The organism is Pseudomonas sp. FW300-N1A1, from assembly GCF_058789115.1.
In genome coordinates, this window is record NZ_JBYTBK010000011.1 from 35,382 (window position 1) to 62,135 (window position 26,754).

The following is a 26,754-nucleotide window of genomic DNA, read 5'->3' on the forward strand; positions in this document are numbered from 1 at the left end:
AGATTTAACTCGGGGTGACGGCGTGTTCTAGATCCGCCTTTGACACTCGTTCGGCGTCTTCCAGCGCTTGTCGAATGGCCGCAGTCAAAAGCCTCTCGATTTGCCAGGGGTCGGTCATCCCTGCCATTTCCGGGGCCAGGCGCGGAGGCAATCCCAGCAACTGATCACGCACTAGGCGGCCAGCGTTATAGGCTGCATTTTCCACTGCCTTTCGCTCAACGAGCGTGCCCTGCTGGGTATGAAAGTTGGCCTGCTCTTGCAAGGCCAAATAGTGTTCCCGCATAGCGCGGGCCTTCTGAAAATCCGGCGCCAGTCCCAGCTGATCAGCCTCGATTTCTTCGCCCGCGCTGGGAGCGTCGCGCTGAAGTCGCTGCTGCTCGTGTCGAGCAGCGACGCCGGCTTTACTCGGATCGCTGGTCATCGCCAGGAGCTGATCGCTAGCATTCACGTCAATCAACCCGGCGCCGTTCACAACCAGCCTTTCATTTTGGACCAGTTTACTGATGTGCTGCCTCGACCAGCCCTTCAGTTCGCCGTATTCCTTGCGAGTTAAAAAAGCCATACACCCTCACCTGTTTATTTCCGGGTAACGCGTAACCTTGTCAACTTACTTGACAGGCTTCCCAAGCGTTTATCCGGGAGTTTCATTGTGAACACCTGAATAGAGCAGATAGGCGTTACGACCAGTCGTAGCGGGCCTGTGCGGAGAAATGATGAGGGGGATAAGTACAAACTTTGACGGCTCGAAATCAGGGATTTGCTGTCAACCTGTCAACCTGTGTCAACTAACTTTCAGACCCTGCCGCTAGCGCGTTTGCGCGAGTCTTATGCCCCGTGTTCCTTGGAAGTTGCCAGGGTCCCCGGTGGATTTGGAAACCTCGAAAATCCACACGCGGGTCAGGCCGAGCTCAATCAACCGGCTTGCCACATGGGCGAATGTCCCGTGGCGGTTGAAGACCGTTCACGATCGCCGCGGCATACACCGCTGCCGTTGAGGTAGGGACCGGCGGATATGCTTCCTGCATCCGCCCGTGATCAACGCGTTTAAAACGGACGCAGTCGTCATAAACCACTACTTCCCACGATGAGATCGCTTGTTTGTGGCTCATGCTGGTATCGCTGCAATCTGGCGGGCAATCTCGTCATGGATCATCTGGGCTGTCCAGGTACGGGTGACGAGGTCAGTGCCAGCTACCAGCATCGCGGCATCACCCTCGGCAGGAGCAGCCGGAATCACTGGTTTGTCGGTCAGATCGTTGTAGCTACCCGAGAAGTCCGAAGTCCCACTACCAGTAGCAGCACGAGCAGCGGCAGCATCGACACTCACCAGCACCGCCTTACCGACATCAGAGGCGTCCGTGATGCTGTCCGAGGTGATATCGCCTGGTGCTCCACCGACATTGCTCGAGCCCTTCACCACAGCCTGAAGCACTTGAAAGCCTTCAGTGATGGAGACAGGGCTACCGTAAGGCTGCCAACCATCGGCAATGGCCTCAGCCAGTTTGGCCACCAGCTCCTCGGGATTGTTGGCAACGACGGTGTCATATTGGGTGTAGGCCATTATCTAAACCTCAAAATTGAATGGTTGAACGGTGAGTGGCTGACAGGCAGGCGACTCACCACAGTGGATATGGCCCGTGACGGCGTAGGCCATCAGGAGCACAACAGGCAGCCCCCACGGACGGGGCTTCATGGTGCCGAATCCGACTTGGGAAACTTGCTTTCAGCAATCCGATCAGCCCAGTGGGCGACCTTCTTCACCCCAAGGAAGCCCACCCAGATACCGACCGGCTGAGCCAGTGATGGCGACAAGCCCATCAGCTCGAAGCCCCAGATAATGCTCAGGGAGAGCAACACACACATGGGGCCTTCGATCAGCGCATCCTTCCAGGTGCCGCCGGTGTAGAACACGCGCAGCACGGTCATGCACAACGACAGAAAGGCCGCCCAAATGGTTTGCGAATGCTGACTGAGCCACACGAAAGCAATGGCCCAGGTGTCTGGTTTTTCCGGCATGTTCGGGGTCTCTGTTACCTCCCGAGACTCGGAAGAAAGTCAAAAAAACCCGCACAGTGGCAGGGCTATAAATTGGTTTCTGGCCATTGCACAACGCAGAGACCGAAAACAAAACCAATAAGTATTTACCGACAACAACCCAACAAAAACCTCGACAATACTTATCACATGACTTATATTTTTGTCATGGATTGCGAGGCAGCATGAATACAATCAACTGGACCCGGAAAGCCGTAAAGCAGCTCTCCAAGATCAACAAAGATGAAAAAGGCAAGATTTATGACGCAGCACAGGCGCTCGCTCATATGCCCAACGTCTCCAACGTCAAAGCCCTAGTCAAACACCAGTATGGATACCGGCTCAGGGTAGGAAACTACCGAGTCATGTTTGACTGGGATGGCGGGGTCAAGATCGTAAACATTGAAGAGGTGAAAAAGCGCGATGAACGCACCTACTAACATTCAGATCATCAGCGGGCCAGACGGAGCGCCCGCCTTTGTCGTCATCCCCTACGCGGAGTATGTTGCAAACCACCCGCAGGAGGATTTGATTCCGAATGAGGTGGTTGGATACATGGTCAAAGAAGACCTGACCGCTGTCGGCGCATGGCGTAAGCACCTGAACCTTACTCAGGCAGAAGTGGCCTCGCGCATCGGCATTACCCAGGCGGCATACGCACAACAAGAGCAAGCCGCAAAACCGCGCAAGGCCACCCTCGACAAGATTGCTCATGCGTTCGGCATTCATCGTGATTTGCTGGACTTGTAAATGCAAAAAGCCCGACGCAATGGCCGGGCTTTGTAGTCACTCTTGAGTCGGGAAACCTGCTCGTAGCTCCTGCATCGTGAGCAAACCCAGCTTTCTGGGATTGCCACACATCCAGCAGGAACACACCTTCCCATGGTTGGCAAAAAGACCAGCGGTTTTCTCGCTGGTTGACCAGCACTCATAAGCGCGCTGCTTTGCATAAAAGCGAGCCTTGATGCGGCGTGTATCGTGTCGGCGTTGTGCTCTGGACATAACTTTCTCCGTAGCCAAAGCCGACAAAGCCCCGGCAGATTTCTCTGGCGGGGCTTTAAAAGTTCGGTCAAGTTCGCCAAAGGCGAAACTCTAAATATGGCGAAACGATACCCTCAGCCGAACATTTGGTCAACCGATATATTGCGCATTAACATTTAACGCTCATGCCGCCTCTTTCATCACGTTGATGCACCGGGAAACCGGCACCAGTGCCTGCTTGTCCAGATCGTTACAGGCATCGAAACACCGAGCAACGAACCCTTCCCATTCCCGACCCCAGTTCTCAGATGGCAACGACACTCCGTGCACAGCGAAAATCCAGCCACGGAACGCCTCCGGGGTTGGCAGCGGGTCGATGCCCTCGCTCTGGCCGCCCTGGTGCATGCGGCGGTACCGGAACAACACAGTCGAGGCCACGTAGCGCGCCTTGATGAACTTCTTCGCCATCATCTTCGGCCCCATGGAGTACACGGCCATAAATAGGACCTCCTCTGCCTCTTCCTTGTCGTCGTCGGTGGCGAGCGGGCTGTACATGTGGTTGCCGAAAGCCTTGAGCGCGGCCGGCAGCGTGCAGATAGCGTGTTGGATGTGGCCCGACAGCGCCTGGTGCATGGCGTGCCGACTGTTCACGGACTTCTCGGTCTTCTGCACAGAGCAGCCCAGCAGGCCGATCTGCTCTACGTGGGCGCCTTGACTATCCCATGGGGTGTACAGCGCATCGTGCCAGGCTAAGCGTGCCGAGTTCAGTTTCATCATGCTGTCGTCCTCTTCAGTTCCCTGGTCAATGCCCGGTATTTGGCTTTGATGGCCTTCAGGTCTTCGATGGTGTAGCGCTGGGCCTCATGAGGCCCTTCCAACCACTCAACCCGTTCGGTGCCGATGCGCTTCACCAGCTCGATGCGGTAGTTCACGATGTCGCCAGACTTGTGGTTGTTGCAGGGGGCACACTGCTTCCACACGTTCAGTGGTTCGAAGCGCAATTCAGGGTTCGCTCCGACGGTGCGGTAGTGGCCTGCGTGGTACTGACCCTGATGGTGCCGCCCGCAACTCACACACGGCAGATCCTTGTCCCGCAGGCGGATGAACTCGTTGAACGCCTGCTGCGTCTCGCGCATGTGGTCGGCCCGCGACTTGATCCGCTCCTTCGCTACCCGGATCTCTCGGCGCTCGCGCTGGTCGATGGCTTTGCGAGCCTTCTCCTGATTCACATCCTTGATGGCCAGGCCGCACAGCGGGCTGCACACCGATTGCAAAGGGCGGCCACGATCAGGGGTGAACTCAATGCCACAGGCGCCGTTCTTGCACTTCTTCTTGCGGAGTTCCTTGAGGGCTACTCTCATGCAGCCACCTCACCCAACAAATCACCGAAGAAAACGCCCTTGGCCGAAAACTCAGCCACGATACGGTCGGTGTACGCGATGCCCTGGGCGCGGTTGAACAGCCGAGTAACCGGAAAGCCGTCCGGGCCGAGCAGCGGACAAGGCCCCATCAGCTCAAGCTTTTCCTCGTAGGTCAGGTGCAGGAACATCCGGTTCCAGCCATCGCGGAACTCTGGGCAATCGCAGCGCATGATCGGTACGCCGAAGTGCAGCTTGCAGTAGCGACGTGCGTCCTCGACTTCACCGATCTGCGTCATCTGAGCAATGCGCTGGTACAGGGAAAACCACAGAGCGTTCTGGTCCAGGGTGCGGTCCTTGCCAGGGCGCAGGGAGACCACGACAAACTTTTTGTCCCGATACATGGCGGTGAGCTTGGTGATCGCTTCGAACAGCCGGGCCGAGCTATTGACGCTTATACGGTCGGTCATGGCTGCTACCTACAGGCTTTTCAGCAGCGATTGCAGCTGCTTGAGCTTGCCGAGCGCTTCAGCATTACCTTCACGCTCCGACTCAACCGAAAGCGCCACCTCTTCGATGCGTACAGCCAGCTTTTTCATGCGCTGACCGAGCTCATCGGCAAGACTGACCACCTCGCCAGAAAGTGCCGCCAGTGCATCCAGGGCATTGACCTCTGGTTTCTTGGTCAATACCACGGTCTGACTGGCTTCCTTCGACATGACTTGCTCTCTCTTCGGTTTAGGGTTTGTGGCGGCACGCTGGAAGCGTCCATTAACTGGCTCGCGAATCAGGCCTTGCTCTTTCAGTTCACCGAGGCATGCACGCACCGGGCGAAACTGCGCACTGCTGGTGTTGGAGGCCTTGAGCGCGTTGTGAATATCGATTGCCGCCCAGCACTCCTGGATGGGGACAAAATCGAACACCTTGCGGGCAAGGGCCGTCTGCCCGGCGAGCATCTGTTGCAGCCTTGATTGGTTCATCAGTAACCCCCCTTGCGTTGCACGGCAGTGATTGCCGCACGGGCTTTGCGCTTGCGCAGATATGTGTCGACCCGGTCTGCCTGGGCCTTTTTGAGTCGTTCGCGGTCTTGCCTGGCCTTGGCCGCCTCGAGAATCGAACGAACCTCAGCGAGCTTTTCGCGTAGATGTGGCGACGGTGTCGCCGTGGAGCCAGTGATGAGCCCGGCTATGGCCTGACCATCGGCAGTGATGGGCGCGATGCGTAGATCTGCCAGATACTGGGTGCCTGCTTGTTGGGTGATGAGCTGCATGCGGACTGCCGATTCAATCGCCGCAACCCGCCGTGATGGATCGAACCCAAGGGAAACGCTCCAAGCGGCCGGCAACGCTTCGGCTCGAGCAGCGACCACCAGCCGCTCGTAGGCACTCATGAACGCCATGCGAGCACCCACCTTGTCGCCGAGCTTCAGGATCGGCGCAGCAGCCTTCATGGCCTGCTGGATCTCGGCAGTCATCACCACCGTTTCGGATTCATCACCGGCAGTGAGCGCAATCGACCACGCCTCATCCTTGCCCGGGCGGCCGTCCTTGCTCTGGACACGCGACAGGATGTCAGCCATGGCCAGCTTGCCCTTCACTTCACACCGACAGGCCTTCAGCGCGGCGCGAACGACTGGCACCGGATACGCAGACAGGTCTTCGGCCATCATCGCCGCGGTACCTGGATTCATCTCCTGCCCCATAGCCTCTGCCGTTGCGCAGATGGCGGCAGCTAGCCCGGCGACCTGGGCGTCATTCATTTCAGAGGTACTCATTGCGCTCTCCCGCTTGGCGCTTGGCCAACACCAGTTGAGCCGCCTTCTCTGCTGCGGACAGGTTTGCCTCAGTGCGTTCCATCTGCCGGGCGGTTGCCCCGTTGACGCGCTGACCGGTTACCCATTGGGTGTGATAGCTCTCGGCGTTGGTCAGCAACTCGTTGAGGCTGTGGCACTTACGCAGGACAGCAGCGTCACTGGTTTTCAGGAAGTGAGCGGCGACGTGGTGGGCGACATCGGCTCCGAGACGATCCACCAACTGACCGAGCTGACCGCCCGCTTTGGCGTTCCACACCGGCCAGGCGCCGTAGCGCTTGCGGTAGGCCATCGCGTAATTCGCCCAAGCCTTGAAGGTTTTGCATGACTGATCTTTTGGGCCCGGCATGTCGGCGGGCAATTCAACTCGTGGTGCTTCGATGCGATCAAACACCGCCAGCGCGCCGGACTGGGTCGGCTTGCCCGAGCCGTCCTGCAAAGTATCTGCCGTAGTCTCTGAAGTAATCTCTGCTGTAGTCTCTGTAATAGCTTGCTGGTTTACCGCAGGCTTGCTTGCGGCTTTCCTGCGTCCTTGTTTGCGGGAATCCTGCAAACTGGATTGCGGGAAATCAGCAGACAAGTTTGCGTGAATCGCTGCGATGTTCACCCGGTAGAACAGTCGGCAAGGAACACCCTTCTTCATCTCTTCAATCGCGCCAATCTTGACCAGCTTTTTGCGCGCACTCTCTTGTTCCGAGCGAGTCATACCGGTCTCGGCCTCCCACTCTTCCATGGTCTTGTAGAACCATCCCTCGGTGTTGTCCGTGCGATTGGACCAGTAGATCGCCTGGGACAGCATCAGGGCGCCAGTGATGCCTACGCCAAGCGTCACAAAGGCGCGCTGAAAGGCGATTGGCCGATCAAGCAGTTCCTGAAAAGTCATGCCGTCACGCCTTCCCGGCCAATGAGGCGACTGAGTTCGTGCGCGACACGTTTCGCGAACGCTGAAAACGTGTCGCGACATTGGGCGGGGTATTGCTTGAAGTGGGTTGGCTCTGCATAATCGGACTCATCAAGTGGTAGCGAATGAGCCGGGGCGGAATCCCGGCTTTTTTGTGCCCGGGATTTAGGCGATGGATTTCAAAGTCGGTCGGTGCAATGCAAGCAGAGCGTCGGCTTTACGGCCCAACTCCCCTGCCCGCGCTTCAACCTGACGGCATTGCTTTGCAAACGCAGGTAGGTGCGGCAAGTCCTCTCCGCACATCACTTGATCGTCGAATACATCGCTGCCCGTATCGATCACATCCCCCAAAGCACGGATCAGTGCTCCGAAGCTTCTGTTCGCGCATTGCTCGGTCTGCATCTGCCGGGCTCCGATCAACCCATGACGGCCGGCCAGTTCATTGATGCAGTGATCGCGGAACTCCGGCTCTAGCGCATTCACCCACGACTCTTCCAGCCAAGATGGCATTTCCTGCTCGCCCGACAACCAGCGTTGAACACGCTTGAGCCAGCGACCGGTTGCCTTCATGAACTCGCCGACATCATTCAGCCGTGCCAGCTCATCGAAATCAGGAACCTTCGCCAGCTCGATCTTCGCGGCAGGGACGATCAGGTAAATTTCCCGGCTCAGCGCCTGAGCAAAGTCGTCCTGGCTCAAGCTGGTGCGTGCGATCTGGTTTGCTGCGTGAGCGACCAACACTTGGTCACGGGTTTGCACGCTGTGTCTTGAATTGGACGTTTCCATGGGGACTGCTCTCTTCTAATCTGGCTTCAATTGAGCGCTGGGCGGAGATTCCGGTTAACCAGCGAGGCGTTGGGTTTGGGCAGGAAAGGGCTTCACCTCCTCCGCCTCAAAGCTGCCGTCATCAAACTCGGTCACATAAACTTCCCGATCCGCCTTTAAGGCTTTGCTGATGCCGCCCTGGCTCATACGAAGAGCTGTCGCCGCCTTTAGCTGGCCAACTTTCGTCACAAAATCTTTGAGTGGTATGCGCTGCATAAGGGGGTCCTCCTTCACTATGCATGCGCAAAAGTATTACCTGCGGTCTTTATTAAGTCAATATCGGCGGTCTTAGATTGATATTACCTGACGTAATACAGTTAACTGATGAATAAACCTTTGAAAAAACGCCCTTTGAGCGACGTAGAGCAGCAGGAATGCGCCGCGCTGAACGCGCTCTATAAAGCGAAGAAAAAAGAGCTCGGCCTGAGCCAGGAAAAAATTGCTATCGAGGGCCTTAAGGCCAATAGCCAGAGCGCCGCGAGCCATTATTTGACGGGGCGAAATGCCTTGAATATCGAGGCGGCCTCTGTTTTTGCGCGTTATTTGAAAGTCCCTGTTTCAGCCTTTAGCGAGCGCCTCGCCAAAGAAATCGACATGCTTTCAAGCTCTGAACCTTCTAATGTCGGTTCAACTCGTCAACCCATCGAGTCCTTCCGCTACCCCGTAATTAGCTGGGTTGCCGCTGGTGCATGGGCGGAGGCCATCGAACCCTTCCCTCCTGGATTCTCAGATCGGTACGAACTCTCGGACTACAACTCAAAAGGTCCCGCGTTCTGGCTTGAGGTCAAGGGCGACTCAATGACATCACCAGTCGGGACTAGCATCACTGAAGGAACCCTGATCCTGGTTGATACCGAGGCTGATGTTCAATCCGGGAAATTGGTGATTGCCAAATTAGCTGACAGTGGCCAGGCCACGTTCAAAAAACTCGTAGATGATGGTGGTCGACGCTATTTGAAGCCGTTGAACCCTGCCTACCCCACCGAGATGTGCGCGGAGAACTGTCGGATTGTCGGTGTTGTGGTCAGGGCATTACAAAAATTGTAGTGATCGGGATTTTCATATCAATCCCGTCATGCCTTCGTCACACCAGATACGCACAATGCACTCAGCCAAAGGGATTTGGCCCCGCCTATAAAGAGCCCGCCATGTGCGGGCTTTTTCGTATCCACGACATCCATTTCACGAGTCACTCAAGGGATGAAGCATCCCCCTACTCCTTTCACAGCGTTCATAAGCCCGCCGCGCCTGGGCTTTCTTTTGCGCACAAAAAGCAGGCAAGAGCTTTTTCCAGATCCCCTGAGAAAAATCATTGTCGCTCATCAGATATTTGACATTCTAAGGCTTTGTTTTCAAACGGTAAAAACAAGGAACACTCCATGCGGCGCCCTCCTCCTCAAAGCCCAGCTGAGACCTCATATGAGCTTGTACGTCGACGAATCCAACGCCTGATCTCTGCACCGCATGCGCAGAAAACTCAATCCGTCGTCGTCACAAGGTCAGAGGAAGAACCTACTGATGTGTGGCAGCAGGTACTTCAGGAAATTGAAGAAACCAATGGGATCCGCATGGATCGGCTTGAGAACGGCGCCGTCAGGATCGGATGGCGAGAGTACTGCGAAGCGTGAAGAGAACCCGCAATTGAGCAGGTTTTTTACTATCTATCGTCTTTTTTATTACCTGCGGTCTTGACCGCTTATATTATCGCTAGTAATTTATGTCTCAAGCCAACATCACCGGCCCAGCAGCGAAAGCCGCGCCGCTCTTTAACAACCTGCGCCATACACGATTACCCGGCGATCCGCTGGGAGGTCAGCCCCGGCCACACCTGTGGGGCGAGAGAAAGTCAGGTGAATAAAAACGCGCTGCCACTACTGGTGACCGGCGACAGACAGGCACGAAAGCCTGCCCACGATGGGATACCCCATACGGCTGTCGAGGTGTTGACCGAACTGGCGAATGACTCGGTAAGCGGCGCGAGTGACACCCTGCAGATTTACTGATGCCGCTTCGATGAGGCGGCATTGTTGAATTCAGCGGAGGAATCGAATGAAGGCCTGCACTAGATGCAAGCGAATCCTCAGTCTAGATAGTTTTCATGCACGAAATGGAAAGCCTGGCGCAGCATGCCAATGCAAGGGGTGCGCAAAAGAACGAGGATTTGCTTACAGGGCGCAGAATTTAGAGAAGATTCGCGCTAAAGATCGGAAGTATATAAAGCAGAATAGAGAAAAAATTAGGGAGCGGGACAGGATCTACCAAGATAGCCATGCTGAAAAGATTAGAACCAGAAGATCAAATTACTACGAAGCAAACAGCGACAAAATTATCGCAAACAGTAAACGCTACCAATTAGAACACAAAGGCGCTCTTGTCGCTAAGCGAAAAGCAGAATCTGAACAAATGACAGATTCGTACATAAAGCATGTTCTAAGCAATCGTACTACCCTAAGAAAATCGCAGGTGCCCTCTGAGTTGATTCCAATCAAACGACTGCAATTGATTATTGGGCGCAGGGCAAAGGAGATATTAGATGAAGAATGCTGAAGAGCTTCGCAAAAACCTATCTGAGGTATTTCGCCAACTTCAGGCTGGCGAGCTGAAGCCAACCGAAGCCGCAGAGCTAGCCAACCTAGGCGGCAAGATGATTAACAGCGCCAAGGTTCAGGTCGAGTACTACGCACTTCGCAAAGAAGCACCGCGCATAGCCTGGCTTGAGCAGGGAGCTGAATAGAACAACCGGCGCCACGTCAGCCTGAGGAAACTGCCCGAGCGCCTGATACCCCCATCGCCAGACTGCATCTGAGTATGATCTAACCCAGACCCGTTTTGCCCGACCGTTGTCGTGGCATCGCTTCATAGCGGCGGTCAGGTCACACCCTAATGCGGATACAACAAACTAGTATCCAGTCATATCCTCGATCTCTTTTAATCTATTTTTCGCGCTTTCTTGGAGGCTGTCAGCCAAAATCATTGGCCGAATAGAACCACCCCAAAATCTGTCTGCGTTAAAATTGCACCACTCAAGCGACCACTTCTTCCACTGCAAATGCAACCTTCGAAATCTTGACTTACTGCTATCATCTTCAAGTTCTGAACGCTTTACTCTAATGGCGTTACTTAGCGCTAATCTTGTAGCCTTGTATCTTTCGTATGCACTGACATTCATTTCATACTGCGTTAACGGTTTTTCTTTCCAGATGGTTGCCCACAAAATAGCGTCAACCACCTCCGTAAAAGACTTCACGCTTTCGACGGCAGCAGAGGCACCTTCGAAGCTCACCTCGTATTGTGATGCAGACTCATGAGCAAGTATGTGTCTTGCGTCGAATGCCATCGCCAGATCGCGCCAAACGAGAGACACATCCTGAATCAATGGTTGCCTGAACTCGCTATTCTGCCTTGCAAAATAAGGATCTTCAGCAGTCGCTGCCATTTTTTTCAGATCAGATCCTAGGATTGCATCATAAGCGCCAACCAGGTGGGCCAAAGAGCTGAATGGAAGACTGTAAGCTACTAAATCTCCTACTGTTACAGCTTTATTATGGATCATCGGTATAACATCTACAGCCTTTAACTTTTCCCCTACGAGCTTTAATCCCCGCTCAAAATATGGCGAACCTTGATCGACTATCAAGGATATATTGGCACGAAAGTGGGACTCCAGAATCGCGACAGACGCAACAGGAAAATACCTAAAGAGTTCGCACTCACCAGAAAACTGAACTCTCTGCAATACTTCCACGAGATTGAAAAGTCTAGTTGCAGTTTCATAATGCGAACTGTCGACATGTCCAAATTGTAATCGAGAGCGTATTTCCGCAACCTGCTTATCGATTCCTGTCTTTAGTTGTTTCGTCAAAATAGCCTCGAGCCAAGTAATTATCGAGTACTTACTTTAGCTCACCCTCGTAAAAATAACTTGGCCGACACCACCCGCCTGCACTCCCCTCCGCGCCCAACGGCAACCAGCGGAATGGATGAGTGCAGCCGAGTTTTGTTGGATCAATACCCGCCGATCTGGAGGCGACCATGACTTACGAAGTGATTGTTGAAGGGTTTGTCCTCCAGGTGGAGGTGACCCATTGCGAGAACACACCGCCGTGCCCGGGTAGCTGGAGCAGCGACTGGGATGCGCAGGGTTGTCGTGAGCTGGAGTTCAACATGGTTTCGGGCATTTGCTACGACGAAGAAGGCATCCGAATGGATGTTGATCCGTGGACCCTACCACTTCTGGCGAAACAGTACGGACGGCAGATCGAGACAGCGCTGTGGGTTGAAATCGACGCCAATCGACGCCGGGAACGGTGGGCAGCATGAGCGACGGAAACCACGAACTGGCCATCGGCATGCTCGACGGCTACATCGCCCGAATGATCGACCCCGAATGCAGCGCCATCGCAGTCAGGGCATCAGCCAACACTGCGCTCCTGATCTTCCGAACGCTGAACGTCATCAGCGCGAAGGAAGACGCTCACTACACCGAACGCTTGCGCCGCACATTTGAGTGCCGGCAAGGAAGAACCTCATGAGCACCGCACCGGTTAAATCATTGATCGACGAACAGATCGAAGACATCGAGCAGAAGCTGGCGGTCATCGGCTTTGTCTCTGTTCCGGAGGAGCTGGCCAGCCGTGAATTTCCGGTGGCACTTCTACCCAAGCGCCTGGCACCCACCATGAAGGACCGCCGGATTGCGGTGAGGGTTCGACCGTGACATCCCGCCAGCGCGCCCGCCGGCTACTGATCTGGCGCGGCTCATTCCCCGCCCTCACCGTTTTCACCTTTCTGATGCTGCTCAACGCCATCGCTGACCGCATCACTCAATAACCAAACCATTTTAAACGCTGCGCGCATCGCAGCGAGGAGCCCTCATGTCCACGAATATGCGGATCTGGGATCGGGTCGACAAGACCGACACCCGCTACACCAAGCCTGCCGAGGTTGGCGGACAAAAGATCACAAGCCTCAGCGGCACCGCGATGATCATGAAAGCCACCGAGATCTTCGGACCAGTTGGTCTTGGGTTCGGCTGGAGTGTTCTGGAAGAACGCTTCGACAAAGGCTTCGAAATGTTCAGTGGCGAAGGCGACAAACGCTTCAGCCTTGGTCACGAACTGAACCACACCATGAAGATCAAGTTCTGGTTTGACCTGGATGGCAAGCGTGGTGAGTTGGAGCAGTACGGCTGCACGCGCTACCTCTACAAATCGCAGTACGGCACCACAACCGACGGAGAGGCGCCGAAGAAGTCCCTGACCGACGCCATCAAAAAATCCCTGTCGATGCTTGGCTTCAGCGCTGACGTGTTCCTTGGAATGTTTGACGACGACGAGTACGTCAACCATTTGAAGGATGAACAGCGATTGGCGCGTGCGGAAGACAGACCCGCCGAAGAGCGGCGGCAGAAACAGGAACAACATGACTACTTCAACTCAGTGATCGAAACCATGCAAGGCGCGCAGTCCCTTCAGGAACTCAAGAAGCTCCATGACCATGCCGTTCGCCGGCTCACCATGCGCAAGGACGACACGGCGGTCAAACGCATCGCCAAAGAGTTCAAAAAGCTATCCCCTAAATTCGACCAGGAGTCAGCAGCATGACCCAGCTTTACGCACTGACCGGCAAGCTTGCCGAGCTGGCGGCCATGACCGACACCGATGACGAAGGCCTGAAGGAAGCGCTCCAATACGCAATGGATGAGATCCAGGGCGAGTTCGAAGTGAAGGCCGACAACATCGTCATGCTGCGTCGCAACATCGAAGGTGATATTGACGCCATCGACAAAGAGGTCGATCGCCTGAACGAACTCAAGCGGGTCAAGAAAAACAGCGTCAGCCAGATCAGCGACTACCTACGGCGCAACATGGAAGCCGCCGATATCAAATCGATCAAACGCCCATTGTTCACCATCACCCTGGCACTGGCCCCGGAAAAGGTGATTGTCGACAAGGAGGACGAAATCCCCGACGACTTTGTGACGGTTAGCACAGCGATCACCCCCGAAAAGAAGGCCATAGCCACGCGCCTCAAAGAGATCCGCGAGCACAACGCTGCCATCCGCAAACGCATGGATGCCGGCGAAGACGTCGAAGCAGATCTGATCCCCGAACCGCACTGGGCTCACCTGGAGCGCGGTGAAAGCTCAATCCGAATCAAATAGGTGACAGCATGAACGCATCCAGGCCCTTAACCCTTCAGCAGGAACAGGCGCGCATCGACGCCGCGCGCGAAGCATTCATAGCCCGCGGCAAATCAGTGAAAGTACTTGAGTCATTCGAGTTCAAGCCAGCACCGGCTCGCAAAGACTGGGTAGATCCTGAAACGGTCCTCAAACGGCGTCGCACCTCCCCAACCCCGGCCGAGCGCAAGATCCTTCGGAAACTCGCGGAGGTCCTATGAGCAATCGCAAACCTCACAACATGCGGACCCGGATTGAGCGCTCCTGCCGGGCACTGCTGAGCTCGAACCACGTCGCAGTGGTCAACATCGACCCCAGCGGCCAGCAATGGATGATCAACTGGAAGAACCGCAGGATTATCCGAAGCCGGCAGATCGTCGACGCGATATTTGACGTGCCTCACCGCTGGACGATCTACATCAGCGGCATGTGCATCGACCAGGCCGGCGGCGAGTACCTGAAATCGGTGGAGATTGCTCCGGAGGGGATATACCTGGCCAGCCAGCTCGCCGACGCCATCGAGCATTACTACACAGAGGTGCGCGACAGCTGCAACCCGCAGCACCTGGTCGCGTACGGCTGGATCGCTATCCCCAACGCCGTATCGCTGGATGAGGAACAAGCCGCCAAGGTGTTCTCCGCCGCAGGTGCCTGGAATCAGCGGAAAGCAGCATGAGCAGCATGAGCAGCATGAAAAGTCGCCCCCAGCAACGCAAACGACAAGTCTGGTTGGATCTGTCGGCCAGCGGAATTGAAGAGGTAGGCCATGGCCGAAGAACAGCAGGAGCCGACGGCGGAAGCCATCAAGCAGCGCAGGAAGCGCGAGAAGGAAGCGGAAAAGAATGCTGCGCTGGGTATCGAGAAGTTCACGGTTGAGGTGGCCGGCGTATTCAAGTCGGACCTCAAGCGTCTGATGAAAGAACACGGTTTCAACAGCCAGCAGGAGGTATATCAGAACCTGCTGCGGAACGTGATCGCCGCTGACTTCGAAACAGCGGCGCAGATGCTCAAGTGTGTCACGACACCTTATGATCATAGCGAAAAGGTGTCGATGGCATTTCAGGAGCAGAGCCTGCGCGCGCTAGCAAAAGACCCCGGCGAGCCAGAGGACGAAATCATTGCGCCAAATTGAAGAAAAGCGGCTATTCGTCTTCCTTCAGTGGCTTCACTTTCGGCATGGGGGTGCTGCTCTTTACTGGTGGCAGGGCATGATCAAAGGTTGGAACTCCCTTCGACTTTTCATTGTTACCTTTCCCATTTTTATCTTTGCTCATATCAACTCACCGGATAATAGTTATTAAAATACAGCACCATTTTTGCTTCAGCCTTAGCCATCAACTGTTCATTAACTGGGATTGTTCCCCCAGGAAAAGCACCTTTCATGATTGCTGATTTTTTACGTCGAATCTCAATTCGTTTGCCGTGAACTTCCTTTGCTTTCAGCTCGCTTTGCGATACGTCATACCAGCCATCCTCAGCCTCATCAGCAAGCGCAAACAGCTCAATACTCGCAACGCCAAGCGGCTTAATCCGGGCTTTGAAAGGAAGGAATTTATAAACCACTGCAAGGACCTGGCTCGTAGCGATAATTCCACCCCAAACCATGGCAGCTTCTTTCCAGATGGCCCAGGCGCCGATGCTTGCAGACGATGTTACAGCAAGAAAAATGCTTATCCCAAGCTCGATGCGCTCACACCTTATTTGATACAACTCGAGATAGTAAGCGTGGGTTCGCAACTCCTGCATCTCGGTCCAATACTGAGATTGATACATTTTCTGTCCCTATTCGGCGCAACGCCGCGAAGCACACCAATACCCCACTTCAACGAATCACGCCAGCCGGCGAGGATCCCCTATGTCCGCACAACAGAAATTGCCCAAGCTCATCCACCGCCAGCCAAGCATGGGCCTGCCGTTCGAAAAAGAACTGGTGGTGGACCTGTTCGCCGGTGGCGGTGGCGCCAGCACTGGTATTGCCCGGGCATATCGGGAGCCGGATGTGGCCGTGAACCATAACCCCATCGCCCTGGCTGTGCACCGCGCAAACCACCCGCAGACTGCGCATTATGTCGCCGACGTGTTCGAGGTCGACCCGGCGCACGCCACCGGCGGCCAACCGGTCGGCATCCTCTGGGCCTCGCCGGATTGCCGGCATCACAGCAAGGCCAAGGGCGGCGCACCGCGCGACCGCGGGGTTCGCGGCCTAGCCTGGGTTGTCGTACGCTGGGCGCACGCCACCCGGCCACGCCTGATGTTCCTGGAGAATGTCGAAGAGTTCTGCGACTGGGGCCCGATCGACGAAGAAGGCCAACCGATCAAGGCCGAGCGCGGGCGCACCTTCAAGTCATTCATTGCAGCGCTCAGCACCGGCCTGCCGGCCGATCACCCTGACATGCCGGAGATCCTCGAATCAATCGGCGAGTATGTTTCGGTGGAAGCGCTGGTGCGCGGCCTCGGCTACAACGTCGAATGGCGCGAGCGCATCGCGGCCAACGCCGGTACCCCGACGATCCGCAAACGCCTGTACCTGGTGGCACGCAGTGACGGCAAGCCGATCGTCTGGCCAGCACCAACGCGACACAAAGTGCCGACGGCAAAGCAACAGCCTTGGCGCACCGCTGCCGAATGCATCGACTGGAGCAACCTTGGCCGCACCATTTTTCGCGACAGGCCGATGGCACAGAACACCATGCGCCGCGTGGCCAAAGGCTGCTGGCGGCATGTGCTGACTAGCGCGAAGCCGTTCATTGTCCCAATGCGTGGTACATCGGACACGCACACCAGCACCCACAGGGTGGACGACGCGCTCTCGACCATCAGTGCCGGCGGCACGCACCACGCTCTGGTTCAACCGGTTGCAGCGCCGTTCCTCACCGAATGCGCCAACGGATCATCACAGCGAAACTTTGACGTGCAGGAGCCGCTGCGTACACAGGTTGCGCAGGTCAAAGGTGGGCACTTCGCGATGGCAGCGGCGAACATGGTGACATTGCGGAAAGGCTCGGTCGGCGCCGACGTTGCCGGCCCGCTTGGCGTGGTCGCCACCAGTACCGGACATCATGCGCTATCGGCCGCGTTCTTCGAGCAGGCGAACGGAGGCTTCTACAACGGTGATGGCCGCGCTGCGGACTCGCCACTCTCGACCATCTGCCAATCCGGTGCCAACCAGCGCCTGGTGAACGCCTATCTGGTGAAGTACTACGGCAATGAGAAGGACGGTATTTCGCTGACCGAACCGATGCATACCCTGCCGACGAAGGACCGGGTCGCACTGGTTGAGGTGGTTCAGGTACCAGACACGTTGACACCGGAGCAGTTGGAAGGTGCCCGCCGCTGCGCCGCCTTCATGCATGAGCATCTGCCGGAACACTTCAAAGATCCGGCCGAAATGGTGATGGTTGGCGGCTATGTGCTGGTAGATATCACCCTGCGCATGCTGCAGCCGCCTGAGTTGAAGGCCGCCCAAGGCTTCGACAAGGACTACATCATTGATCGCGGGTTGTTCGTCGACTCGGTCACTGGCGCCGAAGAGTGGCGCGACATCAACAAGACGGACCAAGTACGGCTGATCGGCAACAGCGTCTGCCCGGATGAGGCTGAAGCCCTGGTCCGGGCAAACGCCGCCGACATCATCGACCTATATCAACGCCTTGCAGCCTGACCTATTCCACTGAGTGAGGATGGCTAAAGCAAACTGATTCCGACTCCACAACCACGCATGCCAACAGACGAGAATGTGTTCCAGTTCTTTCCGTCCCTAGATATCCGTAGAGACTCTTCGTCACCTTTCAAAAAGTACCCTTCAAATTGCATGTCAACTCTTTCGATAGCGATCGCATGAGGAGGTATAGCTCGCACTTGCAAGGCTATGTCTCCCGGCCCTCGACGGATTTTTATAAGCGCTCCTACAACTTCGACATCCCAATTCTCATCACCAGCAGACCATACGTTATCAACGATCTTTAGCGTGGTTGCTCCTGTTGTGTCGGCAAGAAACCCAGAGAGCAGAACTGGCGTCCCGGGTGCTTCAGGAGGGCGAACAGATAAGAGATCAATCCCTTTGACCTGAATCAGCACTCTGCAATCAATGAAGCTGACCCCAGCAAACCGTACTTCGATTGGCTCCGGGCCGAAATCAAACAACTCAGAGGCAAAACCCTGTTGTTTGCACTTTGGGTTAGCGTTAGCCCTTGCAACAGTAGCAGCAGAGAGTGTTCCTCTGGCTCGCTTCTGATTGCATTGCATGCAAAGAAGAGTCATTCCCTCCGGATTGTGCTCCTTAGCATCTTTGAAGTCAGGTTCGAAGTGCTCGTAGTCGTAATATGCCAAACCACACAGAACGCATCCGAATCCGCATCTACTACGAATCTCTCGCCTAACATCCTGCGGCACATATCGGCCAAGTCCATGCTGGTTTCGCTCAGCCATACATAACCCCAATCACTCCAAACGGACTCGAAATATAAACCGAGAGGACGCCTCATGCCCACAGAAAACCGATCCACCCTGATCCGCAGCATCGTCACAGAGTCGCTGATTAGCATGATCGCGACAGTCGACGAGCTGACGCCTTCAGCAAACTAACTACCACCGCCACTCAGCCACCTACTGCCGCCACGCGCGGCATGGAGCATCAAATGAATACTGAAAGAAATAATGAAGACTTTATCGAGTACATCCGCCTGCCAGAAGTACGCCGCATCTCCGGGCTCAGCACGGCATCCATTTACCGTATGGCGACCAGCGGAAAATTCCCGCGTCAGGCCAAAATTGGTGACAAGGCAGTCGCCTGGATTCGTTCGGAAGTCACGCAGTGGGCAGCCGGTCGTGCAGCTGCCCGCGAGCAGAAGGGTTACCTCCCCTCTAGCTTGTCCAGATAATCGGCCCAGTCCTGCATCATCCCCCGTCGCTGCTCGACGTATTCCGCGTGGTTGTACGTCTTCCGCACTTTGCTCGAGCTCGCATGCGACAACTGCGCCTCGATCCAGTCCTCGTTGTAACCCATCTCGTTCAAGGCCGTTGAGATTGTGGCGCGGATACCGTGTCCGGTCAGTCTGCCTTCATACCCCATGCGCTTTAGGGCCATATTGACTGTACCGTCGCTGATCGGCTTGCCCGGGTCACTCCGACCCGGGATCAGCAGTTTGTAACGGCCAGTCATCTCATGGACCTGACGCACCTCTTCAGCCGCCTGCCGCGACAGTGGCACCAGATAGGCCGGCACCTTATCCCCCCCTTTTGCCCTGATCACCTTTTGTAGCTGCTTCACACCCTCGGCCGGAATAGTCCAGAGCGCGTCATCAAGATTGAACTGACTCCAGGTCGCATTGCGTAGCTCACCGGTGCGTACACCGGTCAGGAGCAGAATGCGGATCGCGCTCTTCGTGTAGGCGGCCCCATTGAATTGGCGAAGTGCCACAAGGAAGTCTTTCAGCTCTGCCTGTCGAAGCATCGGGTTGTGCTTCTCCGGTGGCTCTTTTACGGCCACGATATCCAAGTCGGAGGCAGGATTGGTTTCAATGTAGTCGGAAGCGATGGCGAACCTGAAAATCTCGTTGAGCCATGAACGACACTTTCGTGCCACGTTCAATGCGCCGCGTGCCTCGACTCGACGCATGGCACTTAGTACATCAGAGCGTTTCACATCAGCCACCGGGATTCTGCCAAGCACTGGAATCAGATCCTTGTCCAGATACATGCGCGACTGGGTGGCGCCACCTTTTTTGGCAGTCAGCATGCGTGGCGCTTTGAAGGCATACCATTCGTTGGCCACCACCTCGAAGGTCTTCACTGCGCCGCTAATGGCTGCACGCTTTTCTTCGCGGCGCTGCGAACGAGGGTCTATCCCCTTTGCAATGAGCGCGCGGGCCTGGTCCCGGCGTTCGCGGGCTTCTTTCAGGGATATTTCGGGGTAGGTGCCCAGGGATATGCGCGGCTGCTGTCCATGCCATGAGAATCGGAAGTGCCACGCTTTCGAGCCTTTGACGGCTACGAACAAGGACAATCCAGCGGTATCGCTGACGCTGTAATCCTTCTCTTTGGGCTTTGCTTGCCTGACAGCTGTATCAGTGAGGGGCATTAGTACATAACCATGGCAGTCGAATTCAGATGTGCTGAGCAATGTACTAAAAAAATCGAGAAGGTGTGCTAAATGATGGAGGGAGCCAATAACGAAAAAGCCCCGCTAGGCCAATGCCTGCGGGGCTTTTGAGAAGGTCTGGTATAACCTTGGAAGCGTAAATGGTGCCCGAAGCCGGAATCGAACCGGCACGCCCTTACGAGCGGGGGATTTTAAGTCCAACAATAAACCTTTATAAATCAGATGGTTATGTACTGAATATTTCCTCAACCATCGATCGCAACCCTTTCTGCAGCCCAATAAACGCGAGGCCTCTAGAAAAATTGCGGAAAGTATTTTTCTGTCAATTCCTCAATCGTACAGCCGCACACTGCAACCTACAGCAGCTGCCTGTCGTGGGTAATGTGTAAGCGTCTGCCGAAGACACCTTGCATAAGCTAGGCGGATACCCATTCATGCAGCAGCAGTTATCCGATCTCACTTGCTCGCTGCCTCGGCAGCCGCGTCAGCACATCTTTAAGATACGCTTACCGCTGATTCACTCTTGAAAACACTTAAGGATCCTGAATGACCAAAGCTCATGGTGTGAACGTCGAAGCGTATATCAAAGGTGAAATGGTTCTGCACTTTAGCCGTATTACGTTGACCCAACGGCGCACCGAGAATCCCATCGTTTTTATCGGGCCCGGTCACGTACACCTTGATAGGGGACGTCTGAAGTACGTGGTCTACCATACCTGCGTCACCGACGAAGCGAATCGGCACATGACCATGAGTTTTGCGGGGCAAGCGGGAGAGCTGGTAAATGAGGATTCTCTTTTCAATTTTGAGGGGGTGGATGTAGCGGGGAAAATCTGGACTGCCGTGGGGGTGGATACCTCTGGTGGCAACTACCGTTTTGAATTTTGCGTGGTCGAGGGTTCTATTGAATTCCTCAGCTCTCGGCACGCATTCTCTGGGAACCGCCAGAGTACGATCCACCAAGTTTATTTTGACGATCCTCACTTCCCTTCACCTCGTTTGTCGGTAGCACCAGGGCTTGAGTTCGCATGTGGCGAATCTACCGTCACTATCGCGAAGGATGAGTCGGGATGCGATGTATCGGTGCTGGGGGGCGAGCTGAGCGACGGATTTGCAAAGGCGATCGAGAAGACGTTGAACGTGCTGAGTGGCGTTCGTCTACAACTGGGTGTCACCGAAAAAATCTGGGAGGGCCATTCCATTGTCGAGCTCTACTCAAGGGACATTGAGTTGAGCAACCAACGGCTCTTTCCCCCTGTTGGAATCCCCTTCAGATGCCCGTCTGATTTTTTTGGATCTGTCTTCAACCTGCTCGTTGGTTTTTTTCAGCAGAACGGAGCGGCCTTCTACGACAACTGGAACAAGTTGAACAGAGCGTGGCAAGCGGGCTTAGAGTCGACCGCTCTGAACGTGAGCGTGTGTATCGAGGGGGTGCTCAAAGCATATTTTGAGGCGCTTGGGACTGATAGTGATTTTGCCGAGCTATCCAGGCGCGCTGTACCTGCAGTTATGCAGCTTGAGATAGATGATCGTGTAAAAAGCCTGCTTCGCTCCTGCCTTGGCGGCTCTGGCAACTTCAAGCCCAAGACAGCGCTTCGCGCCCTTACACAGTCCGGCGAAATTAGTCCTGAGCTTGCGGCCAAGTGGAACAGGCTCAGAAGTGAAACAGCACACGCGGTGGTTGCCGGCGAAGCTCGGGAGGACTGGCAAAGGATGGTGGACCTTACGTTTGCCAACATCAAACTGTTCTATGAAATCCTTTTCTCGATCGTAGGCTATACAGGTGAGCGAATCGACTACGAGAATCGTGGATTTCCATCTGTGCTGCCTTCGGCAAGGATTTGCGGGATGGATCAAGCCGAGGGGCGATAGCAGCACCGCGACCGGGAGGCATAATGCGTGGCGCAGAACCGCTCCATCAAAACCGCCCAGGTCATCGAAGAACTGTAAGCGCTCCATAAACCCCTCCGACCTCAAGGTGGGTGGCGCACTCAGCTAATCTCGCTGCTATGCTCGGATTTTCTCGAAAGGAATCGAAGCAATGCCAAGCAGCTATTCGTTACCGGATGTCCTAGAAAGAATGTACGAGAACCAACTCGCCCTCGAAGCCGCTCTCATGGAGCTGACATTATTGGCAGAGCAGCAAGGCTCATTAGAGGCTGGTGTCAATGTCCGCGGGGCGCTTCACGCGCTTGGTGATAACGCGGGCTATATCAAGCAGGGACTTGCTAGGTTGAAGGGAGGAAGCTCGACATAGCACAACACAGTTGAGCCATGCAGGCTCAATATCCAGGATGACCACTGGCGAGCCTAGTGATGCACAATTTAAGCTGCGTCGGCAGGAAAACTTCGGCCATCTGCAGCCGCTCATAACCCGCTACTGTTGACGGGCATCAGATTGACAAGACTGTCGCGTGACTCTGCTAGGAGGCAACTGGCTATCCAGTGAATGTGGCATGATCCTAATAGCCTGGCAGCCCCGAGAAAGGCGAAGAAAAACTCTCAACGTGTGTACCGCCACGCGCCCGGTGCATTGGTCTTAAGGCTCCCTCGTTGCATCTGGCCTATCAGATTGTCCTGGCTAATTTTTTTGATTGCCTTCGCGTAACTTGGATTAACTAACCGACCGTAGCTTTCCAAGAGATCGTCCAAGCGTTTGGCTCGTTCGTTTGCAGTAGGGATTGATGAGCTGAATAGTATTGTGAGAGTTTCCTCCAAGTGCTCGATGTCATCGAATGAGCGAAGTTTATCCGCAAGCAGCCAAGCTGTTTTACGGCAGGCACTCAGCATGTCCTCTGGAGGCTCGCTCCCGTTGAGTTCCGAGGACGCAACCCAGAAATACTGCTGGCTGAGCTCAAGCAAAAGAAAGTAGGCCGTCAGCCGAGCAGCATTTTTTTCCTTGCGATGTTCATTTACCCGCTGAACAACCCCAGCAATAAGCCCGCCAATCAGGGCTGTCAAAACACCGCCTAAGAACCCAAGCCAACCATCACTCATAATTCCCTCTGTAACATTCACTTCAGAAATGGTATTCAGCGCGTTCTATAGTAACTTCTGGCACTGCCATGGTGCATCTGATCGACCATAAGTAGTGGAAACAGAGGCTACCTTGCCTCCATTAGAGACGGGAAACGTCGAAAAAACCACTTTATTGTCCTGATCCTGATGCTCTTTCGGGACAAGAGCAGCCGGTAGCTCATGGCCGCCGTGAATTCTAACGATACCCAAACTAAAATGATCCGATATGTAGCTTTCGGCTAAAAGCAGTCGCTGGTCAATATTCCTGCCCAGATATCCATAAGTCGGTTCTGCCCAGCGACCGGCTCTCAGCTATCGAAAGCAAAGACGGTGTTATCGGACCATACATATCATAAGCACCGCGAACCACCCATGAGGTCGCCATCATGTCATCGAACAGCCCGCCCGCCTTTGAAACGTACGTGCATGTGGATGGACGCCGTGAGTCCGTAGAGTCTGCGTTACACGATGCGCGGTTAACGGCTTTCTACTTAAGTCGAGATCGAGTTCTGGGGCTTCTGAATCATCAGTGTCTACCTGCACACGTGATGGCGGCGCTCCAAGGCCAGGATGTGAAAATGTCGTCGGCTATCCTTTCCAACGCTGTCGGCACCTACCTTTTCCAGGCGATCGCATCTGGCAAGGTAAATACGCTGCCTCAACTGGCCTTTGAGGGCAGTCTGAGAGAAGGTGTCCCTTTCATCTACAACGGTGACGCATCTGGCAAAGGCTTTGGCGCCGCCAATAAATCCCCTATATTGAGCCTTACCGCGAAACTCGATGAACCGCTATCCGGTAGGAAGCTCATCTTCGAGTTTTCCAAGAACGGATTGGTGAACGACACCGCGTACACTCGCCTATCCGGGTCGACGCGTCTGTTCGTTTTTGGCTATATCGCCGGGATAGATGAGACGACCATTCGTGCTGTGCCTTATGTCATAGGCGATCTGGTCACAACCGGTCAAGTAATGTCCCTGCCTTTTATTACGACGCTCGAACTGCGCCCAGAGAAAATCGAACAGTTCGCCGGTATGGACGAGACTTGGTTTCCTTCTCCGACCGAGTTCAAACGCATGGCAATGGTTCCAGAGCTTACGGTCAAACAACTGATCTGCCATTTGCTTGGAGACCACTTCATACCCAATGACTGGGGCGGTGAGGAAAGCGACGTGTTGTCAGCTAATCTGATGGTTGAAGGTCGCCGTCACGTGGGCGCCTTCTTACTCAAGGGGCCGGCGCGCTTTCACCCGATGAGACCCACAGACCTCGGAAAAAACGGTGACCAGCTCTACCGACTGTTCAATATCCCAGCGCAGATTTACGTGGTTCAGCATTGTCACTTAATTGGCGCCGCTGTTCGCAAGCAGGCCGAAGCCTTTGCGTTAGCCCGCAGCTTCGTAGCCCCCTGCCAGGTCGTTTTCATGGATGGCCTCACTACAGCGCGCCTGTTACGCACCCACGGACTGTGGCCGACAGCAACACTCGGAGCTAGGAGGAACAAGGGCGCATGACCCGAGTCGCCCCTAGCTCAGCAGAAAGGACCAAGCGACTGCTTTGGAGAAAGCAGCTCCCTAGGCTGGATAGCCCCATCAAAGCTGTAGTGAAATCAAGCTGGGCTCCAACAAGCCTGGCTATGTGTAGTGAGCTTTTGGGGATTGTTTTTTAACCCTAAAAACGCGCTCAGCACCACCCAAAATAGCTTTCGATCCACATAGGACACCTCACCCACCAGGAGAATTTCCCCCCCGTTGCAAATGGCGCACGCTTTTTCGCTATGATGGCCTCTTGAAATCACCACCTATTTATAAAACTTAAAATGATAATTGATTCTAGTTTTAACGACGGATTGAGTCAAAACGACCTAAGGAGTTGAGAGCATGAGCGAAATCACCATCGAAGATGGAATCGAGCTTCCCGAAGAAGAAAGAGACGATTATTACAGTGATGACGACCTGTTTGATATCTCGTCCTGGGGAGCGGACTTAAGCTTTAGAGAATTAATCGCCCGGTATGATGATGATGAATTAGTAAAGCCGGAGCTACAAAGAAACTATGTATGGGACAAAGCCGAAGCATCTAGATTCATAGACTCCGTATTACTAGGCCTACCTGTCCCTAGCATTTTCCTTGCAAAAACAAACGACGAAAAGTTATTGATAATAGATGGCTATCAACGACTAATGACAGTACGGGATTTTGTGAAGGGTATCTTTTCAAAGGATGGCTCAATATTCAAGCTATCAAGAAGCGGTAAAATTCATGAGCGTTGGAAGGGTAAGTCTTTTCTCGAACTTCCGCCAGAAGATCAGCGAAAAATAAGAAACACTACTATTCATGCCATTATTTTCATGCAGAAACACCCTGCCGATGGGGACACTAGCCTTTATCAAGTTTTTGAACGAATAAACTCAAGCGGCAGATCCCTGCTCCCTCAGGAGATAAGAAACTGCGTATACCAAGGCCCAATGAACTCTTTACTTTTTGAGCTCAATAAACTTGAGCGTTGGAGAACCCTTTGGGGAAAGCCCACCGCAGATTCCCGCATGAGAGATCTCGAAATGATTTTGAGATTCTTTGCCCTCTCCTCAAGAAAAATACAGCAGGATGTTGACAGCCCAAATAGAATATCCTTAAAACAATATCTAAACCAATACATGGATTCCGTTAATAATATAAATCGCTGCGACGATTTCCGCACTAGATTTGAGACAAGCATCGATTTTATTTTTAGCCACATAGGGCCTTCTGCATTTCATAATATTTCACCGTCTGACAATAGCCGCCTAGTACCCAATTTTAGCCCTACGATTTTCGACTCCGTAATGACTGCCGTCGATCTTGGCATTAGGCGAGGTATAGCGGATAAATATGTAGCTGGCATCGAAGACAGACGTCTGACTCTATTGTGCAGCCCAGACTACCAGCGCCTCCTGTCACATGAAACGATGCGTGTACCAAACATTAGAAGCCGGGTCTACCACATGTATTACTCACTTTTTGAAGGTGAGGCAAAATGAATAACGCTGAAGTTGCAGAATCTATAACCTCTTGCATTGAAGAGCTAGAAGGAATCAGAGCGTTTATAGTCGGCAATGGTGAAGAAGCCAGGCCAACGCCATACCTAAAAAGGTATGCAGTAATGAGAGCAACTGGCTGCATTGAAGTTGGCTTCAAACAAATCATCGCTGATCGAGTTGATCAAAACAGCGAGATTCACGTCAAGAATTTTATAAAAAGAAAAGTTCGCGACAGTTCGACCAACCCCAGACTAGGCGCCATTGAAAATATGCTATCTGAATTTGACGATAGGTGGCGCGGTCGATTTGACGAACTCATGGGCTTAGCAGACAAACCAAAGTTGAAAGGTGCTCTGACTTGCTTGGTTGAGGCACGTAACGAGTTTGCTCATGGAGGAACACCAAACTTGGATATCGCTATTATAATTGAGAACTTTAGCGACTCTATAGAAGTTCTGAAAGCGCTAGACAACTGCGTATCTTACGACTATGACGATTTTTAGCTTTGAAAGTTGAGCACGGATGGAGG

General features: G+C 54.2%; 38 protein-coding genes. 21 read left to right on the top strand and 17 right to left on the bottom strand.

Annotated elements, in window-relative coordinates; translation table 11 throughout:
• Positions 1-4: 4 nt before the first annotated feature.
• The 3 genes from AC3WQN_RS10270 to AC3WQN_RS10280 all read right to left on the bottom strand — a co-directional run bounded on the left by AC3WQN_RS10270 (position 5) and on the right by AC3WQN_RS10280 (position 2,016).
• Complete coding sequence (locus tag AC3WQN_RS10270) at positions 5-562, bottom strand: terminase small subunit (RefSeq protein WP_095083716.1); 558 nt, start codon at positions 560-562, stop codon at positions 5-7.
• Between the two features lie 543 nt (positions 563-1,105).
• Positions 1,106-1,561 (bottom strand): DUF1737 domain-containing protein, encoded by a 456-nt coding sequence (locus AC3WQN_RS10275; RefSeq protein ID WP_103399184.1) that lies wholly within the window; start codon positions 1,559-1,561, stop codon positions 1,106-1,108.
• Between the two features lie 128 nt (positions 1,562-1,689).
• A complete protein-coding gene (locus AC3WQN_RS10280) occupies positions 1,690-2,016 on the bottom strand; it encodes a phage holin, lambda family (RefSeq protein ID WP_103399185.1) in 327 nt (108 codons plus the stop codon).
• Positions 2,017-2,219: 203 nt separating this feature from the next.
• Between AC3WQN_RS10280 and AC3WQN_RS10285 the strand changes: the two genes are divergently transcribed.
• Positions 2,220-2,474: a type II toxin-antitoxin system RelE family toxin gene (locus AC3WQN_RS10285; protein WP_103399186.1), complete on the top strand. Its 255-nt coding sequence runs from the start codon at positions 2,220-2,222 to the stop codon at positions 2,472-2,474.
• On the top strand, positions 2,458-2,784 hold the full coding sequence (locus tag AC3WQN_RS10290) for a helix-turn-helix domain-containing protein (protein ID WP_103399187.1): 327 nt from the start codon (positions 2,458-2,460) through the stop codon (positions 2,782-2,784). Before AC3WQN_RS10285 ends, AC3WQN_RS10290 begins: the two co-directional genes overlap by 17 nt.
• 414 nt (positions 2,785-3,198) lie before the next feature.
• Here the strand turns inward: AC3WQN_RS10290 and AC3WQN_RS10295 are convergent, their stop codons facing one another.
• From AC3WQN_RS10295 to AC3WQN_RS10330, 8 genes are all read right to left on the bottom strand, one after another.
• Positions 3,199-3,792: a hypothetical protein gene (locus AC3WQN_RS10295; RefSeq protein ID WP_492589240.1), complete on the bottom strand. Its 594-nt coding sequence runs from the start codon at positions 3,790-3,792 to the stop codon at positions 3,199-3,201.
• Positions 3,789-4,376 (bottom strand): recombination protein NinG, encoded by a 588-nt coding sequence (locus AC3WQN_RS10300; protein ID WP_103399188.1) that lies wholly within the window; start codon positions 4,374-4,376, stop codon positions 3,789-3,791. The genes AC3WQN_RS10295 and AC3WQN_RS10300 overlap by 4 nt, the downstream gene beginning before the upstream one ends.
• A complete protein-coding gene (locus AC3WQN_RS10305) occupies positions 4,373-4,843 on the bottom strand; it encodes a hypothetical protein (RefSeq protein WP_103399189.1) in 471 nt (156 codons plus the stop codon). The genes AC3WQN_RS10300 and AC3WQN_RS10305 overlap by 4 nt, the downstream gene beginning before the upstream one ends.
• A gap of 9 nt (positions 4,844-4,852) precedes the next feature.
• Positions 4,853-5,353, bottom strand: coding sequence for a hypothetical protein (locus tag AC3WQN_RS10310; protein ID WP_103399190.1), 501 nt, complete (start codon positions 5,351-5,353; stop codon positions 4,853-4,855).
• Positions 5,353-6,147, bottom strand: a complete 795-nt coding sequence (locus AC3WQN_RS10315; RefSeq protein ID WP_103399191.1) for a hypothetical protein — start codon at positions 6,145-6,147, stop codon at positions 5,353-5,355. Before AC3WQN_RS10315 ends, AC3WQN_RS10310 begins: the two co-directional genes overlap by 1 nt.
• Entirely contained in the window at positions 6,134-7,066 is a 933-nt protein-coding gene (locus AC3WQN_RS10320; protein WP_103399192.1) for a hypothetical protein, read from the bottom strand. Before AC3WQN_RS10320 ends, AC3WQN_RS10315 begins: the two co-directional genes overlap by 14 nt.
• 183 nt (positions 7,067-7,249) lie before the next feature.
• Entirely contained in the window at positions 7,250-7,870 is a 621-nt protein-coding gene (locus AC3WQN_RS10325) for a DUF8585 domain-containing protein (protein WP_103399193.1), read from the bottom strand.
• Positions 7,871-7,924: 54 nt separating this feature from the next.
• The gene (locus AC3WQN_RS10330; protein ID WP_103399194.1) at positions 7,925-8,125 is read right to left on the bottom strand and encodes a Cro/CI family transcriptional regulator; all 201 of its coding nucleotides are present in this window, start codon (positions 8,123-8,125) and stop codon (positions 7,925-7,927) included.
• A gap of 108 nt (positions 8,126-8,233) precedes the next feature.
• Between AC3WQN_RS10330 and AC3WQN_RS10335 the strand changes: the two genes are divergently transcribed.
• From AC3WQN_RS10335 to AC3WQN_RS10350, 4 genes are all read left to right on the top strand, one after another.
• Positions 8,234-8,956: a LexA family transcriptional regulator gene (locus tag AC3WQN_RS10335; RefSeq protein ID WP_103399195.1), complete on the top strand. Its 723-nt coding sequence runs from the start codon at positions 8,234-8,236 to the stop codon at positions 8,954-8,956.
• A 332-nt stretch (positions 8,957-9,288) separates the two neighbouring features.
• Positions 9,289-9,537 carry a DUF1654 domain-containing protein gene (locus AC3WQN_RS10340; protein ID WP_103399196.1) on the top strand — a complete coding sequence of 83 codons (249 nt, stop codon included), beginning with the start codon at positions 9,289-9,291 and terminating at the stop codon, positions 9,535-9,537.
• 421 nt (positions 9,538-9,958) lie between these two features.
• The gene (locus AC3WQN_RS10345; protein ID WP_146038360.1) at positions 9,959-10,456 is read left to right on the top strand and encodes a hypothetical protein; all 498 of its coding nucleotides are present in this window, start codon (positions 9,959-9,961) and stop codon (positions 10,454-10,456) included.
• Entirely contained in the window at positions 10,443-10,643 is a 201-nt protein-coding gene (locus AC3WQN_RS10350; RefSeq protein WP_103399197.1) for a hypothetical protein, read from the top strand. Before AC3WQN_RS10345 ends, AC3WQN_RS10350 begins: the two co-directional genes overlap by 14 nt.
• A 165-nt stretch (positions 10,644-10,808) precedes the next feature.
• Here the strand turns inward: AC3WQN_RS10350 and AC3WQN_RS10355 are convergent, their stop codons facing one another.
• Positions 10,809-11,771, bottom strand: a complete 963-nt coding sequence (locus tag AC3WQN_RS10355) for a lysozyme inhibitor LprI family protein (RefSeq protein WP_103399198.1) — start codon at positions 11,769-11,771, stop codon at positions 10,809-10,811.
• A gap of 170 nt (positions 11,772-11,941) precedes the next feature.
• On the opposite strand from AC3WQN_RS10355, the gene AC3WQN_RS10360 reads away from it, so the two are divergent.
• The 8 genes from AC3WQN_RS10360 to AC3WQN_RS10395 all read left to right on the top strand — a co-directional run bounded on the left by AC3WQN_RS10360 (position 11,942) and on the right by AC3WQN_RS10395 (position 15,222).
• Complete coding sequence (locus AC3WQN_RS10360) at positions 11,942-12,229, top strand: hypothetical protein (RefSeq protein WP_103399199.1); 288 nt, start codon at positions 11,942-11,944, stop codon at positions 12,227-12,229.
• Positions 12,226-12,441 (top strand): hypothetical protein, encoded by a 216-nt coding sequence (locus AC3WQN_RS10365; protein ID WP_103399200.1) that lies wholly within the window; start codon positions 12,226-12,228, stop codon positions 12,439-12,441. Before AC3WQN_RS10360 ends, AC3WQN_RS10365 begins: the two co-directional genes overlap by 4 nt.
• Complete coding sequence (locus AC3WQN_RS10370) at positions 12,438-12,626, top strand: hypothetical protein (RefSeq protein ID WP_103399201.1); 189 nt, start codon at positions 12,438-12,440, stop codon at positions 12,624-12,626. Before AC3WQN_RS10365 ends, AC3WQN_RS10370 begins: the two co-directional genes overlap by 4 nt.
• Positions 12,627-12,783: 157 nt before the next feature.
• Positions 12,784-13,512, top strand: a complete 729-nt coding sequence (locus AC3WQN_RS10375) for a hypothetical protein (protein ID WP_103399202.1) — start codon at positions 12,784-12,786, stop codon at positions 13,510-13,512.
• Complete coding sequence (locus AC3WQN_RS10380) at positions 13,509-14,072, top strand: siphovirus Gp157 family protein (protein ID WP_103399203.1); 564 nt, start codon at positions 13,509-13,511, stop codon at positions 14,070-14,072. Before AC3WQN_RS10375 ends, AC3WQN_RS10380 begins: the two co-directional genes overlap by 4 nt.
• An 8-nt stretch (positions 14,073-14,080) precedes the next feature.
• Positions 14,081-14,311, top strand: a complete 231-nt coding sequence (locus AC3WQN_RS10385) for a hypothetical protein (RefSeq protein WP_103399204.1) — start codon at positions 14,081-14,083, stop codon at positions 14,309-14,311.
• Positions 14,308-14,766: a hypothetical protein gene (locus tag AC3WQN_RS10390; RefSeq protein WP_103399205.1), complete on the top strand. Its 459-nt coding sequence runs from the start codon at positions 14,308-14,310 to the stop codon at positions 14,764-14,766. The genes AC3WQN_RS10385 and AC3WQN_RS10390 overlap by 4 nt, the downstream gene beginning before the upstream one ends.
• 90 nt (positions 14,767-14,856) lie before the next feature.
• Complete coding sequence (locus AC3WQN_RS10395; protein WP_103399206.1) at positions 14,857-15,222, top strand: hypothetical protein; 366 nt, start codon at positions 14,857-14,859, stop codon at positions 15,220-15,222.
• 10 nt (positions 15,223-15,232) lie between these two features.
• Here the strand turns inward: AC3WQN_RS10395 and AC3WQN_RS10400 are convergent, their stop codons facing one another.
• Positions 15,233-15,364: a hypothetical protein gene (locus AC3WQN_RS10400; protein ID WP_256587219.1), complete on the bottom strand. Its 132-nt coding sequence runs from the start codon at positions 15,362-15,364 to the stop codon at positions 15,233-15,235.
• A gap of 1 nt (position 15,365) precedes the next feature.
• Positions 15,366-15,863: a hypothetical protein gene (locus tag AC3WQN_RS10405; protein WP_103399207.1), complete on the bottom strand. Its 498-nt coding sequence runs from the start codon at positions 15,861-15,863 to the stop codon at positions 15,366-15,368.
• Positions 15,864-15,945: 82 nt separating this feature from the next.
• Here AC3WQN_RS10405 and AC3WQN_RS10410 point away from each other — a divergent pair, with 82 nt between their 5' ends.
• Complete coding sequence (locus AC3WQN_RS10410) at positions 15,946-17,751, top strand: DNA cytosine methyltransferase (RefSeq protein WP_103399208.1); 1,806 nt, start codon at positions 15,946-15,948, stop codon at positions 17,749-17,751.
• A gap of 23 nt (positions 17,752-17,774) precedes the next feature.
• Here the strand turns inward: AC3WQN_RS10410 and AC3WQN_RS10415 are convergent, their stop codons facing one another.
• The gene (locus tag AC3WQN_RS10415; protein WP_256587220.1) at positions 17,775-18,419 is read right to left on the bottom strand and encodes a hypothetical protein; all 645 of its coding nucleotides are present in this window, start codon (positions 18,417-18,419) and stop codon (positions 17,775-17,777) included.
• Between the two features lie 308 nt (positions 18,420-18,727).
• Between AC3WQN_RS10415 and AC3WQN_RS10420 the strand changes: the two genes are divergently transcribed.
• Complete coding sequence (locus tag AC3WQN_RS10420; protein ID WP_103399210.1) at positions 18,728-18,970, top strand: helix-turn-helix transcriptional regulator; 243 nt, start codon at positions 18,728-18,730, stop codon at positions 18,968-18,970.
• On the opposite strand, the gene AC3WQN_RS10425 is transcribed toward AC3WQN_RS10420, so the two are convergent.
• Entirely contained in the window at positions 18,943-20,169 is a 1,227-nt protein-coding gene (locus AC3WQN_RS10425; protein ID WP_103399211.1) for a tyrosine-type recombinase/integrase, read from the bottom strand. The two genes, AC3WQN_RS10420 and AC3WQN_RS10425, sit on opposite strands and share 28 nt — an antisense overlap.
• Positions 20,170-20,736: 567 nt before the next feature.
• Between AC3WQN_RS10425 and AC3WQN_RS10430 the strand changes: the two genes are divergently transcribed.
• Both AC3WQN_RS10430 and AC3WQN_RS10435 read left to right on the top strand, forming a co-directional pair.
• The gene (locus AC3WQN_RS10430; RefSeq protein WP_103399212.1) at positions 20,737-22,062 is read left to right on the top strand and encodes a hypothetical protein; all 1,326 of its coding nucleotides are present in this window, start codon (positions 20,737-20,739) and stop codon (positions 22,060-22,062) included.
• Between the two features lie 169 nt (positions 22,063-22,231).
• On the top strand, positions 22,232-22,447 hold the full coding sequence (locus AC3WQN_RS10435) for a hypothetical protein (protein ID WP_103399213.1): 216 nt from the start codon (positions 22,232-22,234) through the stop codon (positions 22,445-22,447).
• A gap of 245 nt (positions 22,448-22,692) precedes the next feature.
• Here the strand turns inward: AC3WQN_RS10435 and AC3WQN_RS10440 are convergent, their stop codons facing one another.
• On the bottom strand, positions 22,693-23,187 hold the full coding sequence (locus tag AC3WQN_RS10440; protein WP_103399214.1) for a hypothetical protein: 495 nt from the start codon (positions 23,185-23,187) through the stop codon (positions 22,693-22,695).
• Positions 23,188-23,786: 599 nt separating this feature from the next.
• Here AC3WQN_RS10440 and AC3WQN_RS10445 point away from each other — a divergent pair.
• From AC3WQN_RS10445 to AC3WQN_RS10455, 3 genes are all read left to right on the top strand, one after another.
• On the top strand, positions 23,787-24,719 hold the full coding sequence (locus tag AC3WQN_RS10445) for a methyltransferase (RefSeq protein ID WP_256587221.1): 933 nt from the start codon (positions 23,787-23,789) through the stop codon (positions 24,717-24,719).
• 366 nt (positions 24,720-25,085) lie between these two features.
• The gene (locus AC3WQN_RS10450) at positions 25,086-26,225 is read left to right on the top strand and encodes a DUF262 domain-containing protein (RefSeq protein WP_103399215.1); all 1,140 of its coding nucleotides are present in this window, start codon (positions 25,086-25,088) and stop codon (positions 26,223-26,225) included.
• Positions 26,222-26,728, top strand: a complete 507-nt coding sequence (locus tag AC3WQN_RS10455; RefSeq protein ID WP_103399216.1) for a HEPN domain-containing protein — start codon at positions 26,222-26,224, stop codon at positions 26,726-26,728. Before AC3WQN_RS10450 ends, AC3WQN_RS10455 begins: the two co-directional genes overlap by 4 nt.
• Positions 26,729-26,754: the final 26 nt, after the last annotated feature.